Origin of the sequence: Brevibacillus fulvus (assembly GCF_016908525.1) — a bacterium.
GTDB classification, from domain to species: Bacteria; Bacillota; Bacilli; order Brevibacillales; family Brevibacillaceae; genus Brevibacillus_G; species Brevibacillus_G fulvus.
In genome coordinates, this window is record NZ_JAFBEB010000008.1 from 1 (window position 1) to 16275 (window position 16275).

The window sequence follows — 16275 nt, forward strand, 5'->3', positions numbered from 1 at the left end:
CGGGTAATTGTTCTTTGCGCGGAACGATTCCCAGTTTACAGAAGGTGCTTTTTTCATTCAAACCCCAAATTCATTCATTACAGGAATGGCTCCTTTTTATAGATAGTAAAAAACCTACCACTGGGGTAGGCGTTTATTGATTTATTTTAAAGGTTTTTCTTTATACTCTTCCAACCAATACTGGTAATAAGGATTAGTCCATTTTGTCCCATCATAGTATTCAACTTCTTTAACACAGGCAAGCACAGTTTTGATACCGTGGTTTTCAGCAATTTCCCATCCTGATCCTTTGCCAAATGTCGCTTTCGATACGATGTTCACATTTTCAGCAGTACCAACAAATTCAAAGGAAGAGTCACCATATCGTCGTTCAATTTTTATTGGAAACCCATTCGCGTCAAAGCCCAACATTGAAACAAACATATTTTTCACAACTTTGTTAGAATTATTTCGCACGATTACTTGAATCATATCTGGATAAAGGGCTTTATACTCAGTACTTTGAATGATAATACCAGCCGATTGAACCTCTACTTCCTGTTGTGCTTTTGTTTCCTCTAATTTCTTTTTACGTTCAGCAGCGATTTTTTCTTCATTTTGCTTTTCTAACACTTTCTTTTTTGCTGCAATATCCGAGTCATTTGGAATTATGGTTAGTGCTTCGTTTAATAAAGATATTGCTTCTGGATACTTTTGTTCTGTAGCAAACTTTTCTACATCTTTTAATATTTGTGTCTTATAATCGTCAATGCTATTATCAATTAGTTCTTTTGCCTTTTGATAATTACTATCTTCTTTAATTACTTTCTTCAATTCAGCTAGAGCGTCTTTCACACGATTGTTATTTAGTAATTCCTGCCCCGTTTTAAATGCCGTTCTTGAATCATTGATTTTGTTTATTTCACTTTTTGCTGAATCAACCTCTGATTTCATCAAATTAGTTTTATATATCGTATCAAGTTCAGTAATTGCAGAATCATATTCGATTTTTTCGGAAAGATAATCATTTTTTATTTTGCTAATCTCATCTTTTAGAAGTGTTTCTAATTCTTTTTCTTTTTCGGAATTACCCTTGATTTCTTTTTCGTAAATAGCAATTGCATCGTTATACTCATTATCTTGTACAGCGTTTATGAATGCGTCAACTGGTCTATTTAGTAAAAAAACAAATGCCAATGATGCAACGACGACCAATCCAGTAATGCTGATTATTATTGTCTTTTTTGGAATATTCTTTGTTGCTTGGATACTACCTGCATCCACCTTTGTACCACATTTACTACAAAATGAACTATCGTCTGGTAAACTGTAACCGCATTTTTTGCAATTTATCAATGCAATTCCTCCTCAGAAAACATTTTTCTAGGAGGATTTTACCATATCATGTGGACTATATGAGTGATTTGTCGAAAAATTCTAGTATGTGGTCAACGCTCACCATTTAAGCAAGCGATTATTCTTCCTTAAATTGATCAATTTTTCTTGACGACTCTTCATCTAAAAATCTTTCATTGCAATTGCTGCAAACATAATATTTAATGTTGGGAATGGTATGTGCTTTTCCATCGGCGTTGTATGAGAAATTTTTGTATTCGATTCGGATTTGACCGCTACATAATGGGCATTTTTCCATGTTGGACATATACCATCCCCCTCATCAAAACCAGTATAATCCGTTTTTTTCGCGTGTGTGTAATTGGGTATGCTACAGCACCTTTTATGCCATTAGGGGTATCGAACATTCCGATGAAAACTTGATTTTATCACGTCTATTCCCGAACATTCCCCAGATTAAAACCGTTGATAAGGTAAGTTATCAACGCCTGACCACAAAACAGGCAAAAAATAGACCACTAACTCCATGAGTTAGTGGTCAACATATTAACAAATAAGCTGTCAAACTGGATCAATCAATATAAAGCAGCAGAAGGAACGTAAAATTTTTGAAATCTCACGTTCCCCTGCCCTTTATTATTATTTGTTTCACCTGATGAAACAGTAAGTATAACATGTGTGGGCGAGTGGACATTATCCCTTTCTACTCAATACCTTGAAAATACTACAATTATTTCCCAGAATTATTTCCCAAATCATCAGATTCCATACTCTCCTGACTATCATTATTTCCCGTATTATTTCCCATCTGATTATCCTTCAATCTCATCAACTCTTGACTTACATCTGTTATGTATGGACTATTCTCCAAGATAGTTTCCAAACTAATTGCTTTCATATCATTCAATGTCTTGAGATTATCAATAATGTCCTTTTCATTCTGTGGTCTAGCATACTGGAACACCACATCCAATGAATCAAACTCTTCATCACTAAACGTAATCCCTTTTAACTCCAATAGTTTTCTGATCTTTTCAAACCGTTGTTCCATTCCTGCACGCATGTACTTCTCATTAAGCCCTGCTTTCATATCGCTCAAAGAGAACAATAACTTGATGGAAACTTCGCTTAAATTTGAAATGTCTGTCTTAGACATAGACACAGCAGGAATGTTTGCAATGTCCAGTAAAGCACTTGTTAATGTCTTATAGATACTTTCAAATGCCTGATAATCAAACTTATTGGAAACAAAGTCAAATGTAGCACCATCATCTAATGCAAGACCGCCGCCAACTATATGAGTAGGTAGCCCATCGCCTTTTAACTGCTGGCCTGTAACTACTGGAATACCGATTATATGTTTATAGTAGGCATCTGTTGCTTTGCTGATTAAGTCCTCCATACTATCTAGGATGCTGATAATATCCTTTAAATCAGACCTTCCGAAACAAGGATCAAGTTCATTCTGATTGACATATGCAATCGGCAGCCCTGATAAATTCTCAAATACACCAGATAATCTCAACTGACCGCCTTTATTATTATACTTCTCTACTCTGTCCTCATAATAAACTGTGTAGTAATCAATATTGTCCACGTTGTAAAACTCAATGAATGCAATCATTTTATTCTCATGGTCATAGACAGGGTAAGAATCCTCCGGCATGATGATTTTGCTTTTAATATCCTTGTTTTCGTCCATGTAAACATATTCATAGGCATTGCCGTATTTAGTTAGTTTGTCAAGGATATCAAAGTCAATCCTGTTGTACTTCCCTTTCCTGTATACATTTTTAAACTCTTTTACAACATTCTCGTTCCCTGTAAGCGTAATGTTTTTTTGTAGTAAATATGAGGACTGAAAATTTAGGATGGTTTTAGCATATTGGAGAATAATCCTGCGGCTTTCAAATTCTTTCCCGTTAAACATTTCGTTAGGACGTTGCAGGATAGCGTGAACGCCTGACAGGTAATCTTTTATATCAAGGATTTCATTTACCCTTTGCCTATTGGCAACTGAATCACATTCCTCCACAAACCATTCTAGATTCCCGTCAAATTTTTCTAAAACGTATTGTTGAATACTCATTTACTGACCTCCTTACGCAATATCAACATAATATTTATTTTGTTTCATCGCTTGGCACGCAAGCGCAGCCGCCACGATCAAGTCATCATGATTACCTTCACCTTTTTTATTGTTCATTTTTCCGTCTACTTCTTGGAATATCTGCATCTGAGCCAATGTCTCTTTACAATGAATACTGATTAGTCCACGTTCAAAATTTTCTTTGTAGTCGCTAATCATAATTGACTTGGTTGTGTTAGTCGTTGTCCAGCCAAGTTGTAATTTCTTTTTACCTTTCTGATCGAAAATCTTAGATTTCAGTAAGTTCAAATACTCGTAATCTTTTCGTAGACGTTCAATCAACGGTAAACCAAGATTATTTCGCTCAATGGCAAGGTAAGCATAGTTACACCATTTACCAATGGCATCTACTATTTGAGCAAAAGTATAGACAGCCACTTTGTTGTGATAAAAACTAAGAATTTGCTCACCTTCATTATCAAATATAGAAATCGTGGAATAGTCCCCACCTGATCCGCTGGCGGTATCTACTCCGCCAAACATTCTGATTCCCTTTTTAGGCAACTTGTATATGTATAAACCTCTGTTAATGTATGGTTTTAAAACGTCTGGCAACTGGTTATATACTTCATTCGTTGGTAATGGCTCTGACACATAATTTAAACGTTCTAACACTTTGGATTGGTCGAAAACACTTTGACCAGTTGAGATAAATGATTCCATTGGATTGCTAGGATACTCCTGATAAAACTCCTGCAAAGTCATATCAAGCAATTTATATCTGCGCCACATCAGGAAACGTAAATTAGCCCCTTTTTCATACAGTATCTTCTCATCTGGTTCTAAATCCTTTTCTCTGAGCCGATTCCCTTTATTGTTTGCCTTAAACCATTCTTCCGCTTCGTCATGTTCTGCTCTAAACTGTTCCTTATACAAACTTGCATAAAACGGAACAAAGAACGCTTTATATTTAGAATCGCCTTTCCATGCACTCATAAACAATTTCTGATAAAAATTAAAGCCGTTACTGGTTGTTTCAATGACCAATTTACCTGTTCCTTTTGCAAGGGCTTGTTCAGCACTCAACAATTGCTTCTCTTGGTTCTGATAGAAAGCAAACTCAGACAGGTGAATCATAGAATATGTTGATCCACGCCCAACATCTTTATTTCCTGCTACAACACAAGTGATACGGCTACCATTTTCTAACAACAGTTCATTTCGATTATCCCGTTTAGTAGCAGGAAATACCTTTGTCCCATATTTCTCTCTAAACTGGTCTAAATCCCGATTCATCATTTTCAACTTCTCAAACAATGCCATTGAAGAATCTTGTTTGTAAGAGACAATCAGGATATTGCTATTCTCAAAACGAATGGCTTGCCATAAAGCCCTACCAAGTGCATATGTACTGAATCCACCCTGTCGGCTCTTGGATATAATCATATAGCGATTCTTTTCCAATAAGTCATTAAACTCTTGCTGCTGTGGATTAAGCAGGAAATTAATCTTATCGCCATTGTTGTCTACAATATATATAAAGTTCTTCGCAAACAGTTTAAAATCGTCCATTATCAACTGTAATTTTTCTTGTTTTGTCAATTGCTTTGTTTTAGCCACCGTTTCAACTCCTTTCAAGCAAAACAAAAAAGGCAGCCGAAACATCGACCGCCTTCTACCGCCGGAATAAATCGCCGGTTTAAAATTGACCCATCTTACAACTCCAAATCGTCATCCTCTTCCTCTTGTTCAACAATATTACCAAATGCCTTTAACGCTTGCTGTTTGTGCTGTTCAATCTCTTTTTGAAGAGTAAGCAATAATTTAACTGATTTCTCATCACCTTTAACCGCCTTATCCCTTACGGCTTCGTACATGTCAATTAAATCCTGTGCGGTTTTTGTCGCCAATACCATGCTGGCTATATTTTTAAATTCGTCAGTACGCTCCCATTTATGGAAACTGTTCATCGTCTTTTTGTTTACGGTTTTCAAAAACTCTTCCTCGGTCATGGTCTTGTTTGTGTCATACCAAAGGTTAAACCGATACTTTATGTATTGTTGCTTCGGAAACGGTAACTTGGCAATTACATCATATATGTTCATTGTGTGTCACCACCTTGATACTTTTCCAGCATTCTTTCTAAAGCAGCTCTAACATCATAATTAGGATCGTATTCAATCCCGTATTTCTCCATTAATCGCGTTAATGTTGCATTTACATCAATATTGGGATCATATTTGATTCCGTACTTTTCAGCCATTGCTGTAAGTTTACGGTTCGTTTCCTTTAAGCTATCTAATATCTCGTCCAATTCCTTCAAGTGTTTATTATCCATAGAGAAAATCCTCCTGAGTTTTAGTTTTAAAATAGAAAAGGTGACTACCTTGATAAATAGCCACCATGAATAACTCAATTCCCAGTATTCCTATTGGATATTAAATATGTATGTACGAAATCACTATTAATACATTATTTATTATTTTAGCAATCTTTTTGGGGAGGATTTTTGCTTTCAGGGAATGAGCATACAATTAGTTGAACATGTCATAAATTCCAACTAATAATTTTAACCAACTAAACTTTCATATTGTCGTCTAGGTAATATCTTCTTCAATTCCTTATCAGTGAAATAGAATTTCAGACAATCAGAAAAATCATTTTGCTTATTTGGTATATAATTCTCAAAATCCAAACTTGGATTGTCATTACGTTCGGCAGAATTCTGCCACACGATGTTCATTCGATATAAATTTGGCAACTTTTTCTGTAATCCTTTTCCTTTTTGTTTCCTGTTACGTTCAACTACTTCAATGACTCCAAGTTCAATTAGTTTATTTACTTGTCGCTGTACCGCTTGGTCATACAATCCAGTAACCTTCTCAATATCCTTAAACGTCATATAAAAAACGCCTTGTGCATTAGCAAAGCGTTTAGAGTGTATCAACATAGCGTATGCAATTAGTTTCTGATTCTTCTCTGGACAATGTTCGATTATCCATTTGATTTCAGTGTAGGTTACAGTTAAATCTTTAACATTGGCTGTCAAATTGTAATTTTTCTCATACATATTTTTTACTGTGCGGTCAATTTCTTTGTAACACTCTTCCAGCTTGGTTGTATATGTATCTGGATTCTGCAATTCCATCCATTTATACAATTCTACAATCGTTTGTTCCTGCTCAAGTCCCATGTACTTAAAATACAATCCGACTAGGAATATTGAATTGTTACGGCTTCCTTGTATCTGTAATCCATTGTGTAACAAGTTAATTGCCCGATCAATCGAATAATCTTCATTTGGTTCATAACTTGGTAATGGTTTATGTTGTGCAAGTGCATCCTCTGTCTGGATTATGGTTTTCTTCTTGATTTTTTCGCCACTTTCACCAATGATATCAATGATTGTTTCAGATTTCATTTTTTCAATGGATAATAGGTATTCTTGGCTTTCTTGTGCATCCATTACCCTTAAACCATCTTCAATCAAACAGAATCCGCAAAAGTTACCTGTTCTTTGGTGTATGCCAAGCGGTATTTTAACGCCTAATTTATCCGTTACCCGAAATTCTACTTTATTTGCTTCGTCAAAGTATTGTTCTATATCTGATTGAGATATGGCGTATTGGAAAAACTTCTCGGCGTAATCGACTCGGATTAAATCCTCAAAGAATAAATCAATATGATAACCCTTGTTACCGCTGTAACTTATGTAATAGTGATTGATTCCTAATCCATTTAGTGTATTGGCGACATTGTATGTAATCCATTTTGCCATTTGTTTATCTTGAAAATCTACATCAAACGTCATAAACTTACTGAAAAACTTTGCAAAAGTTCCAATTGTATATTCACCTTCAAGATGTTTTTCAAATTGCCAATCTTGAAGCGGTTTTACCTTTTTACCTTTACTGTTAATGTGTCCTGCTGTATATTGCCGATATCCAATTGGCTCTTTATATTGGATTAGATAATGCTTCCGTTGAATAAAATATAAGTCATTCAGTTTGTTAATGATTATTTTTTGGTCAATTGTCAATGTCTCATCTCCCTTGGTCTTAAAAGAAAAAGCGCAGTCATTTGACTACGCTTGTGCTTGTTTCTCTCGTTCTCGCATCTGTTTATAATCATTCAATGCCTGTGACAGTTCTTCGCTCTGTTCAAAGAGCCAAAATCGGCTTCCATTCTTGGGCTGTACGGCTTCCGTAATAAATGGAATCCCTTTAATATGTTTCAAATAACTCGCAACTGATCCGTTGTAGCAGAAAAAATATCCTTTCATAATATCCTCCTTGATTATAAAGGTGAGTTTCTTTATCGAAACCCACCTTTTTTTGATTAGTTCATTTTTTCCGTATATGAAACATGATTCTGAAAGGTTAACGCAAACGAAAACATTTTGTTCATATCGAATGACTTTCTTCCGTCTATGTCCTCGCCTTTACGCTTGTATCTTCTGACCAGTTGGAATGGCTCATTGGGTAAAGCGATCTGAAAATCAAAAAAACCTTGCAACTTTGCAAGGTTAATGTCTGTCGTCAATATTCCATTGTCGTCTATCTTTATTTTGCCGTATAGGTTGTATTCATCGACAATCTGATACATCTCTTTAATTGAATGTCGGTTAAGTACGTCTATAAGTTCCTCAAAACCAAGTTCTTTGAGATAGCTATTATGTATTGGATTAAATCGGGAATTATAATGACCTTTAAAAGCGATATCCACGGCAAGCAATATTTGCTTCCCACGCTCTGATTGTGGGAGTGGTATATCGTAGTATGACCAGATTTGTAACAAAGTTGAACCGGCATATTTGTTGCCGTAATGCCCTCTATGGTTCTTTTTGATGTTGTTGATGTTGGCCGATTGTGGATTAAAGTAATCATTGGCATGTAGCATGGTTACATGATTGTCCCATGTTTTATGATGCACTAATGCCATGTCTACGCCAATTGGCTCCTTCTTGCTTGTAAGATCAAGGCCAAACATATTGCTGAAGTCGTAAAACCATTTGATGGTGTATCCTTTTATGTGCTTGAGTAATGAGCAACTTATCAAACTGTCGGCATCGTCACCTAAAACGGTATCAAATTTTCCAAAATCATTATCTGAACACCATGCTGGATACTTTTGTTTTAATTCCTGATTCATTAGCGACTGCGAAAGATACGCAACCGCTCAAAGTACCTAACTTAATTTCCTCCCTAAATTACCTTGACTGTATCATTTTCTCTCTCTACCGATACAGGCCAGGTACAGGGAGGGTTACGTTTTAATTTCTTTCAACAGTTTTCACCTCCATAAATTTGATCGAAAGTAAAAGAGGATAGAGCAATTAGCCCCATCCTCGGTTATGTATGAAATTATGCTTTAAGAGTGTAAACTGCTACGGCTTTCTTAGAAGCGACTTTTAGTGTACCTTCTGCCACAACATGACCGCGAACACTATCGCCAATTGCTGCGAGTGGAGCAAATTGTGCTTCACGCAGAAATGCAAGAGAAAGGTAATTTGGATCGAATACGGTCAACTTGTCAGCAGAAGCATGGCGAGAGAGAATCAGATTAAGATTACCGTAGTTTGTGCGGATTGTATCAACAACCAGACCGAATACATTTTGTTGGGCAATGTAAGAATAAGAATCTTTATACAGTGCGTCAATTTGCTCTTTCATATCAGCATTTACCAATCCAAAATATTCACCAGTTGGTAGACCTTGATCCCACAATTTCTTCACAGTGGCTTTTACTTCGGCTTCCGTAATCTTTCCGATAGTAGCACCTGTAATCAGGTTAGCAGGATCAGCCCATCCTTCAAGCCCTTGCATTTTACGGATGAATGGAGTTGCAGAGCCATCATTTTTTACACCTTTTGTAACGGCTTTTTCCATGTTCACTTTTAATTCGATTAGACGGTCAGCCACTTCACTAGAAAAGATATTCCCTTGACCATTTACACTAATAGCGTTTGCAGTACCAGATACGCTAACACCCTTTTGAAAGATTTCCAATACGTTAGATAATTCTGCCCGACCTGATTGATAGAAGGTTACACTTTCGTTGCCCTCTGGTACGCTAATGTCGGCTGTTTGATCAAGTGAACGTTCTCTCCAAGTGTGAACAGTTGAATTTGTCTTTTCAGTTAAACCTTTGGACATAAGCAAGGAAACAAGTGGTGTATCCTGTACACCAATTTTCGTAATTTCCTTTGCCAAAGAAATAGATTCACTTGCAGTTAGATTGTTAGATTTAAACATCAAAAATCATCTCCTTAAAATATTTTTAATAAAATGAAAAGTAGCCATACATTAGTTGACTACTTGAACAAACTCGCCAATTTGGATTCGATCATTCCAACGACATTTCCACTCTTTTCATATTGAGAGTATTTGTCGGTTGATTTATGGTCATTTGGCTTGTATGAGTTATCAATCTTCATACCGTTAATTATTTCTTTTAGCTTCTTAACCTTCGCAGTAAGTTCATCAGTATCTTTGACTTGAAAGAAATCGGCAAATGCTTCAAGGCCTTCTGACTTAAGCGTTAATTGAATTTCCTTTTGCCACAACTCGGCTTGTTTTTGTTCTAATGCCTTTTCAGCATCAGATTTCTCGGCTGGCTTATACTTTGCCAATTCAGTTTGAATCGGATTCAATACTTCTGACTCCCATTTGGATTTTTCTTGTTGTAGTAATTCATTTACTTGCTCTTGTGTAAAAGTTTGATTCTCTTCCATTCAAATAACCTCCTTATGTTTTCGTTAAAGCAGAAACTTGTTTCTCCAATCGTTCAATCGCCTGAACAATTCTGTCCTGTGCCTGATTCTGCTTGTCAATTTGCTCAAGCAATCTTGATTCTCTATCCTTGGACTCTCTACGTGTATCAATAAAGAGCCAGACGAACAGGACTGCAAAGATACCTTGTGAGACAATCATTTCAATAGGTAGACCGCCTACATCCATTTGATCAATCACCTCCTTTTAATGTTAAAAAATTTTAATAAAAAAAGAAAAAGATCGGGGATGACCTTTCTCTTCTTAAAAGGGGAGAGTATTAGATATATTGAAAACTGAAATTGGAAGGGAGTAGCCCTTCATTCATCGTCTACACTTGGTAGGCAATCAATGAAATTTACTCCATAGATATTACCTATTCTGATAAATACCAAGTTTTTCGCTACTATTCTTCCCATAATAGAAAAATCAAGGCAAATCGCTGAAACCCATGTGGCTGTAGGAGAGAAGGCACTACTAAAAACTTCTAGCGTCTATATTTTTGCTTATTTTCATGCCATACGCGTCTTTTTATTTCTTTTTCGTTTTTCTTCCAGCATTCACGGCACATCTTATGGTTTTTTCCAGTATTACCTATTCTGATAAATAAACTTCTATTGGTGGTTATTTTTTCCCTTATAGACGATTAACTCAGTAGCAAAAAGTCCAGTAATATCAAGGCATTAAAAAAATAAGGTATGTTCGTTTTCGCTAGTTCCCTTATAGGCGATTATCTATAATAAATATGACATGTTGTAAACGTTGATATATCAACATTCTTTGTAAATCACTTAAAATCACATATGTTTATTTTCGTTCAACTTTTTATTTTCTCTAAATGGTATAATTAAACGGTATACAATATTAGTATTCATAATTAGTTGCCCATATTTTTTGACAAGATTTAACGACAATATTTTTTGACATACAATATTAGTATTCATAATTAGTGGTTATATTTTATGGTACTATTTTGTGGTACACAATATTAGTATTCATAATTAGCAAGAATTTTTTTACCAGTATTACCTATACTGATAAATACCATTCTAATTGGTAAAGTTTTCACCTCTTCCCTTAAAGACAATTATCTACAATTTGAAATAAGTGCTACAAATGTTGATATATCAATGATTGTTGAAAAATACCGTGTTTTCAGTATGTTCGTTCGGTCGTTATTTTTCTTTTATATCCATAATAGAAAAATCAATATGGAACGCTGAAACCCTTGGGGCTGTAGGGGAGAAGGCGGTTTTAAAAATGATTAGAATTGTTTTTTTTGCTTGTCATACCAGCGCTTGAAATTTTCTCTATTTTGTTCTTTTCTATGTTCCTTCCAACACTCACGACACATTTTATGATTCTTGCCAGTGGGCTTTATTCTTTTAGAGCAAACTTTGAATATTGTTTCTATGCTTCCCTTAGAGACCATCCTGTTTTAAATGGTCTTTTGCACAAGTGTTGATTTATCAACGTTTTTCAGGTATGTTGTATTTTTATTTATTAAACTAGTTGCTCGAAAATCCTTATGTATCAATGGTTTTCAAGATTTTTTCTATTTTCCTAAGATGATAATAATATTTATTTTGCTCGTTTTTAATTTTCTTAGCACAAACATTGCAATACTTATTTTTGTTATTTTTTAATCTTATTCTATCACCGCAACCATCACACTGTATATTCTTTTCACCATATTTTCTTTGAAGATTTCTCTTTAGATTCTCAACTAGAATATCACCAAAACTTGACCATAATGTTGTTTTGTAATTGCTTTTTTTATAGTTATATAAATATTTAACTAGCACATCAACTAATTTATAAATATCAGGTTCGATATTTATGTGTTGGAAGTAATGATACCTGTTGTACCCCATTTCGTACAAACAAAAATAATAAATAATGTATTAATAGTGATTTCGTACAAACGCTCTCAGACCGTCTATATCGCCGTTTAAGGCGTTTTATATTTAGGTTAGATAAAATATACCTACTTTATATAAAAATTGCTGTATCGGGCTTATAGAGCGTCTGGTGACGTGTTTAACATCAATTCTATTTCAAAATTTCACACAGTAATTAATAAATTTTTGACATGTCGTGTTGGGCGGGCATGGTTAGAGTGGGCAAGGGGAAAGGGGAAAAATTTATTATCCTGACAATGAAAAAGAAGCGGATTGACCGCTCCTTTGAATGTGCTATTCTGCTTGTCTATATACTTGATTCATTGCTTTAGCGTACCGTTCAAACTCATCCGTCATCAACCATTCTTCATACATCTGGATTTCTTTTTCTTGATCCATTACGCAGCTACCTCCTGAATCAATTGATAACCAGCCGAATCAATTTCCCCATCTTCATCATAATCAATGACGTACTTGCAAAGCCCTTCTTCAACTTTGATAATCCCGTCAATTGGATTATCACCCAAGCATACTGCATCTTTCAGATCATCAATTGTCGCCAGATAATGTTCATATTGTTTCGCTTCCTCTTCATCTACTGTGACGAACCAATTCTCCATTGTTGGGCAGTAGAAAATGAACGCTTTTTTGATTTCAGTTTTTTGCATGGGTTTAATTCCTCCCTTAGTTTTTGTTAAGAATTTCATTTCGTTTCTGCCGCAATGCTTCAATTTCTTGCATGATTGCTTGGCGGCGTTCAGTTGTCGTGGCTTTCTCGGAAAACTCTTTCGCCAAAGAAATATGACGAAAAGTAATGGACTGTAATTCCTCATGTAAAGCGTCATCTTGCCATAGACGTAATGCAATCGACATTATTTCACCCCCTTTGGCTTTAGGGCTGTGAAATAAAGGATGTGAAGTGTGTTCAGGTCTGGTTTGACTGGTACACGATGATTGGCATATTTAATGTGTAATCCTTGGCTATCTTCATGCAAAACACGTTGATAGAATCTACTAGCCATTAGCACTTTAACTTTTTTCCCGATAAGCGATTGTAAATCGGATTGTTGAAGTGGTGTCATAGCATTGTCCTCTCCTCATATCTCTAAGGAGTTTAAAGGATTAAATTTTTCATTTTGAGAAGCCAAAGCAACACCCCAAATTGCCAAATACCTTTGAGTCATAGCAATATTCGAATGCCTAAGCATTTTTTGCAATGTGAAAACATCACAACCGTTCATCAACATCCGATGGGCAAACGTGTGTCTAAAGGTATGAGCTGATAAGCGGCAATCAGGGAAATTCATGATTTCCTTCAACCGTTTAAAAACACATTTAACTGCATTGTCCGTAAGTTTTTTACCTTCTACATCAGTAAAAACATATTGAGGAACTTCACCAAACGTCTGCTCACAATATACCCTGTACTCACACAGTTCTTTGATTAACTTTTCCGTAATCGGAATGGAACTTTGTTGACGTTTCTTTCCGAAGACGATGATAGTGCCATTCTTCAAATTAATTTCATTCCAAGACAGATTGACCATTTCACCTAGACGAACACCTGTCCCAAGCAAGAACACAATCATTGTATAGTCCCTATAAGCAAAGAATGATTTTTCACGCTGCTTCAATCTTCTGTAATAACCTAGCATTTGTTGAATATGCCGATCCTGAAACACTTCAATCTTAATGTCCTCTCTGCCGTAACCAATTTTCTTGGCTGGATTCTGTTTCTGTGTAATGACCTCGATCTCTTCAAGATAGTTAAAGAATATCTTGAGGACATGCAACTTACTGTTTCTGGTTGTGGCATTGTTGTTTCTTTCCTTTTGGCAGTAGATAAGATAATTCTTAACTGTGTTCGGAGTCACATCACTAACATCGACAATTTCTTGTTTACCGCAAAAATCCTGAAATTCATTGAGGGCAGACATGTACGATTCGATTGTTTTAGGCGACAAGTTTTTAAATTCCCGATCCTCCTTGAAATCTTTAATGGCGAACTTTAATAACACGAAAAAGCACACTCCCTTCCAGTTTTCTGATACTGAAAGAAAGTGTGCTTCCTATTTGAAAGCGTGTTTGTATGCGACCACTTATTTTTCAAAGTGTTAAAAAGTCGCTCAAACCCTTGATATATCAATTATGGTGATCCGGACTGGGTTCGAACCAGCGACCCCCACCCTGTCAATTTGATGTCTGACGTTTCTTTCTATTTCTGACCTTATCAAAAATGGCTTTATTATGCTGATTTCAACAAATTAATTCTAAGTATTATTTCCTTATTAATCCGTTCATTTCTGCATTTGCGTGGTCAAAAATGTGGTCAACTTGCCTACCCCCTGAGCACCTTACTGTCAACAAGAAGTCCTGCATTTCCTTCCTTTTCTGAATGATGCAAAGCGCTTCCTCTTATGCGGTTTCTTATCTTATATATCGCCTTAACACTTCTTTTCATTTCCGCCTTTTGCAAACAGCGCGTTTGCAGTTTTGTTTGCAAAGACATCAGTTATTTCTTCTGATCCTGATAAACCTCCATTAGGAACCTAGCCAGGGTTACCCCAGCATTGACTACCAATCGAGCATGATACGGTTTGAGTCCACTCTCATTCTTTACTTTCCCATGCCCAGTTCCATAAGCATTGCGTAGTTCTGTGATACCTATAACTATTTGTCCTAAATTATTTAGAGTACGTTTAACCGTGTCTGTGGCTTTATTTGCCTGCGCTACATCGTCAGGAATAAGCTTCAGGTGGCTTTGTACTAATTTTATTAATTCTGGCATCTCGAGTTTATCCAAATTTTCAGCCTTACCACTAAGTATTGTTTTCAGTACTGTTTCAATCATCTCTTTTGTTGTACCAAGTGCGAGTTCAGGGTCTTCTTCAAGTGAGTTATATATTCTGCTAATTTGTTTTGTTACATCAAAGGAATCAGTATCCAGTGGATTTTCATCTAAAATATGACTTGGTTCACTATCATCAAAAAGTTCTTTGTAAAGATCTGGTCTTCTTGCTTGAAGCCATCCCTCCAGATTAACTTTTTCAGCAATAAAAACTAATTTCTCAGTATTTCTTCCAATTCGTTTGAGTACTTCAATAACATTTTGCGTATAATCAGGATCTCCCCAATTTAGACTTCGTATCAGTCTATTATGTCCCTCGATTGCATCAACTTCGTCTATCTCATAAGCTAGCTTCGTCCAATCACTCGCATCAAATTTAGCCTCGATAATAAGTGAAAGCGCATAAATTAATCGATTTTTATTTTCTGTTTTTAGCATTTTTTGTTCCCCTTATCACCATAGTCGCTTAAGTTAAACTGCTTTTGTATTTCTGCATTTTGGATAACTGGAGCATCCGTAAAATTCACCTTTCGCACCTTTTCGCAAAATCATTTTTTCTCCACATCTTTCACAGAGCATTTCCTTCTGAGGTAATTGTGCTATTACTTGTTTAGGATTTGGCTTAGTAGTGGGGTTCATTTGCAGAATCATCTCAATGAGCTTATCGCGGTTTATGAGTCTCACGCTATTTGATGATGCAAGATTACGTGCAGCATCAGTATAATCACGATTACTTACAACCCATGCTTCGTGAGCTTTATAGTGAGCAATCGATGCCTGCGCCTGTTGAACAGCTTCGATGCCAACATTCTTACTATATCGTTTCGCCTGAACTACAATTTTCTTGCCGTCTTTTTGAATAATCAGATCGGCCCCATAATCACCTGCCGCTCTGGTTACTTCTACCTTATATCCTTGGTTCCTAAATAATAGTCCTAGATAGTGTTCAAACTGTCTCCCATCCATTTGGTCAATATCTTTTATTCCGGAACGTTTAAGTCTCTCCTGCGCTTTGGCGTCAAGGATGAACCTTATCCCCATTGCTACCCCTAGCAACACTCCAAATGTTACCCCTGCCATTATTAGTGATCCAGTCTCTAAATAAATATAGCCCGAAAGTGCAATTACGAGCAGAGCTGCTAAATTAATCAATGAATCTTCTAAGCTGTTTGCCTTTTTTCTTCTTCGTGCCATTTCTCCTACCTCCTAATTATTCAAATTAAAGGATATAGGACAAATTGCACCCAAACAAGGGTAACCTAATGACACAATTCGACAAAAACCCACCTCCTAAGAAGTGGGGAGTATTCGCTTATAGCTACCCGTACATAT

Annotated in this window: 18 protein-coding genes; all 18 read right to left on the reverse strand. The window is 36.0% G+C overall.

Annotated elements, in window-relative coordinates; translation table 11 throughout:
- Positions 1 to 141: 141 nt before the first annotated feature.
- The 18 genes from JOD01_RS12055 to JOD01_RS12140 all read right to left on the reverse strand — a co-directional run bounded on the left by JOD01_RS12055 (position 142) and on the right by JOD01_RS12140 (position 16137).
- Positions 142 to 1335, reverse strand: coding sequence for a DUF5780 domain-containing protein (locus JOD01_RS12055; protein WP_239565422.1), 1194 nt, complete (start codon positions 1333 to 1335; stop codon positions 142 to 144).
- 118 nt (positions 1336 to 1453) lie between these two features.
- On the reverse strand, positions 1454 to 1642 hold the full coding sequence (locus tag JOD01_RS20045) for a YgiT-type zinc finger protein (RefSeq protein WP_204518591.1): 189 nt from the start codon (positions 1640 to 1642) through the stop codon (positions 1454 to 1456).
- Between the two features lie 423 nt (positions 1643 to 2065).
- A complete protein-coding gene (locus tag JOD01_RS12065) occupies positions 2066 to 3424 on the reverse strand; it encodes a phage portal protein (protein ID WP_204518592.1) in 1359 nt (452 codons plus the stop codon).
- Between the two features lie 12 nt (positions 3425 to 3436).
- On the reverse strand, positions 3437 to 4996 hold the full coding sequence (locus tag JOD01_RS12070) for a terminase large subunit domain-containing protein (RefSeq protein WP_239565432.1): 1560 nt from the start codon (positions 4994 to 4996) through the stop codon (positions 3437 to 3439).
- 143 nt (positions 4997 to 5139) lie between these two features.
- Positions 5140 to 5529, reverse strand: a complete 390-nt coding sequence (locus JOD01_RS12075; RefSeq protein ID WP_204518594.1) for a hypothetical protein — start codon at positions 5527 to 5529, stop codon at positions 5140 to 5142.
- The gene (locus JOD01_RS12080) at positions 5526 to 5762 is read right to left on the reverse strand and encodes a hypothetical protein (protein ID WP_122953034.1); all 237 of its coding nucleotides are present in this window, start codon (positions 5760 to 5762) and stop codon (positions 5526 to 5528) included. Before JOD01_RS12080 ends, JOD01_RS12075 begins: the two co-directional genes overlap by 4 nt.
- A 231-nt stretch (positions 5763 to 5993) precedes the next feature.
- Complete coding sequence (locus tag JOD01_RS12085) at positions 5994 to 7463, reverse strand: TOTE conflict system archaeo-eukaryotic primase domain-containing protein (RefSeq protein WP_204518595.1); 1470 nt, start codon at positions 7461 to 7463, stop codon at positions 5994 to 5996.
- Between the two features lie 45 nt (positions 7464 to 7508).
- The gene (locus JOD01_RS12090; protein ID WP_204518596.1) at positions 7509 to 7706 is read right to left on the reverse strand and encodes a DUF5659 domain-containing protein; all 198 of its coding nucleotides are present in this window, start codon (positions 7704 to 7706) and stop codon (positions 7509 to 7511) included.
- Positions 7707 to 7762: 56 nt separating this feature from the next.
- The gene (locus JOD01_RS12095) at positions 7763 to 8575 is read right to left on the reverse strand and encodes a hypothetical protein (RefSeq protein WP_204518597.1); all 813 of its coding nucleotides are present in this window, start codon (positions 8573 to 8575) and stop codon (positions 7763 to 7765) included.
- Positions 8576 to 8787: 212 nt separating this feature from the next.
- Positions 8788 to 9678, reverse strand: coding sequence for an SU10 major capsid protein (locus tag JOD01_RS12100; RefSeq protein WP_204518598.1), 891 nt, complete (start codon positions 9676 to 9678; stop codon positions 8788 to 8790).
- Positions 9679 to 9737: 59 nt separating this feature from the next.
- Entirely contained in the window at positions 9738 to 10157 is a 420-nt protein-coding gene (locus JOD01_RS12105) for a hypothetical protein (protein WP_204518599.1), read from the reverse strand.
- A 13-nt stretch (positions 10158 to 10170) separates the two neighbouring features.
- On the reverse strand, positions 10171 to 10383 hold the full coding sequence (locus JOD01_RS12110) for a BhlA/UviB family holin-like peptide (RefSeq protein WP_204518600.1): 213 nt from the start codon (positions 10381 to 10383) through the stop codon (positions 10171 to 10173).
- Between the two features lie 2110 nt (positions 10384 to 12493).
- Complete coding sequence (locus JOD01_RS12115; protein WP_204518601.1) at positions 12494 to 12763, reverse strand: hypothetical protein; 270 nt, start codon at positions 12761 to 12763, stop codon at positions 12494 to 12496.
- 16 nt (positions 12764 to 12779) lie between these two features.
- Positions 12780 to 12968, reverse strand: a complete 189-nt coding sequence (locus tag JOD01_RS12120) for a hypothetical protein (RefSeq protein ID WP_204518602.1) — start codon at positions 12966 to 12968, stop codon at positions 12780 to 12782.
- Positions 12968 to 13177 (reverse strand): hypothetical protein, encoded by a 210-nt coding sequence (locus tag JOD01_RS12125; RefSeq protein ID WP_204518603.1) that lies wholly within the window; start codon positions 13175 to 13177, stop codon positions 12968 to 12970. Before JOD01_RS12125 ends, JOD01_RS12120 begins: the two co-directional genes overlap by 1 nt.
- A gap of 15 nt (positions 13178 to 13192) precedes the next feature.
- Complete coding sequence (locus JOD01_RS12130; protein ID WP_204518604.1) at positions 13193 to 14113, reverse strand: tyrosine-type recombinase/integrase; 921 nt, start codon at positions 14111 to 14113, stop codon at positions 13193 to 13195.
- 494 nt (positions 14114 to 14607) lie between these two features.
- The gene (locus tag JOD01_RS12135; protein WP_204518605.1) at positions 14608 to 15381 is read right to left on the reverse strand and encodes an abortive infection family protein; all 774 of its coding nucleotides are present in this window, start codon (positions 15379 to 15381) and stop codon (positions 14608 to 14610) included.
- 33 nt (positions 15382 to 15414) lie between these two features.
- Complete coding sequence (locus JOD01_RS12140; RefSeq protein WP_204518606.1) at positions 15415 to 16137, reverse strand: restriction endonuclease; 723 nt, start codon at positions 16135 to 16137, stop codon at positions 15415 to 15417.
- Positions 16138 to 16275: the final 138 nt, after the last annotated feature.

Bases quoted from the DNA above. Each gene is read 5' to 3' on its own strand.
- JOD01_RS12065 (WP_204518592.1), bottom strand. From the start codon at position 3,424: ATGAGTATTCAACAATACGTTTTAGAAAAATTTGACGGGAATCTAGAA.
- JOD01_RS12080 (WP_122953034.1), bottom strand. From the start codon at position 5,762: ATGGATAATAAACACTTGAAGGAATTGGACGAGATATTAGATAGCTTA.
- JOD01_RS12100 (WP_204518598.1), bottom strand. From the start codon at position 9,678: ATGTTTAAATCTAACAATCTAACTGCAAGTGAATCTATTTCTTTGGCA.
- JOD01_RS12070 (WP_239565432.1), bottom strand. From the start codon at position 4,996: ATGGACGATTTTAAACTGTTTGCGAAGAACTTTATATATATTGTAGAC.
- JOD01_RS12140 (WP_204518606.1), bottom strand. From the start codon at position 16,137: ATGGCACGAAGAAGAAAAAAGGCAAACAGCTTAGAAGATTCATTGATT.
- JOD01_RS20045 (WP_204518591.1), bottom strand. From the start codon at position 1,642: ATGTCCAACATGGAAAAATGCCCATTATGTAGCGGTCAAATCCGAATC.
- JOD01_RS12115 (WP_204518601.1), bottom strand. From the start codon at position 12,763: ATGCAAAAAACTGAAATCAAAAAAGCGTTCATTTTCTACTGCCCAACA.
- JOD01_RS12105 (WP_204518599.1), bottom strand. From the start codon at position 10,157: ATGGAAGAGAATCAAACTTTTACACAAGAGCAAGTAAATGAATTACTA.
- JOD01_RS12095 (WP_204518597.1), bottom strand. From the start codon at position 8,575: ATGAATCAGGAATTAAAACAAAAGTATCCAGCATGGTGTTCAGATAAT.
- JOD01_RS12125 (WP_204518603.1), bottom strand. From the start codon at position 13,177: ATGACACCACTTCAACAATCCGATTTACAATCGCTTATCGGGAAAAAA.
- JOD01_RS12120 (WP_204518602.1), bottom strand. From the start codon at position 12,968: ATGTCGATTGCATTACGTCTATGGCAAGATGACGCTTTACATGAGGAA.
- JOD01_RS12075 (WP_204518594.1), bottom strand. From the start codon at position 5,529: ATGAACATATATGATGTAATTGCCAAGTTACCGTTTCCGAAGCAACAA.
- JOD01_RS12135 (WP_204518605.1), bottom strand. From the start codon at position 15,381: ATGCTAAAAACAGAAAATAAAAATCGATTAATTTATGCGCTTTCACTT.
- JOD01_RS12110 (WP_204518600.1), bottom strand. From the start codon at position 10,383: ATGGATGTAGGCGGTCTACCTATTGAAATGATTGTCTCACAAGGTATC.
- JOD01_RS12090 (WP_204518596.1), bottom strand. From the start codon at position 7,706: ATGAAAGGATATTTTTTCTGCTACAACGGATCAGTTGCGAGTTATTTG.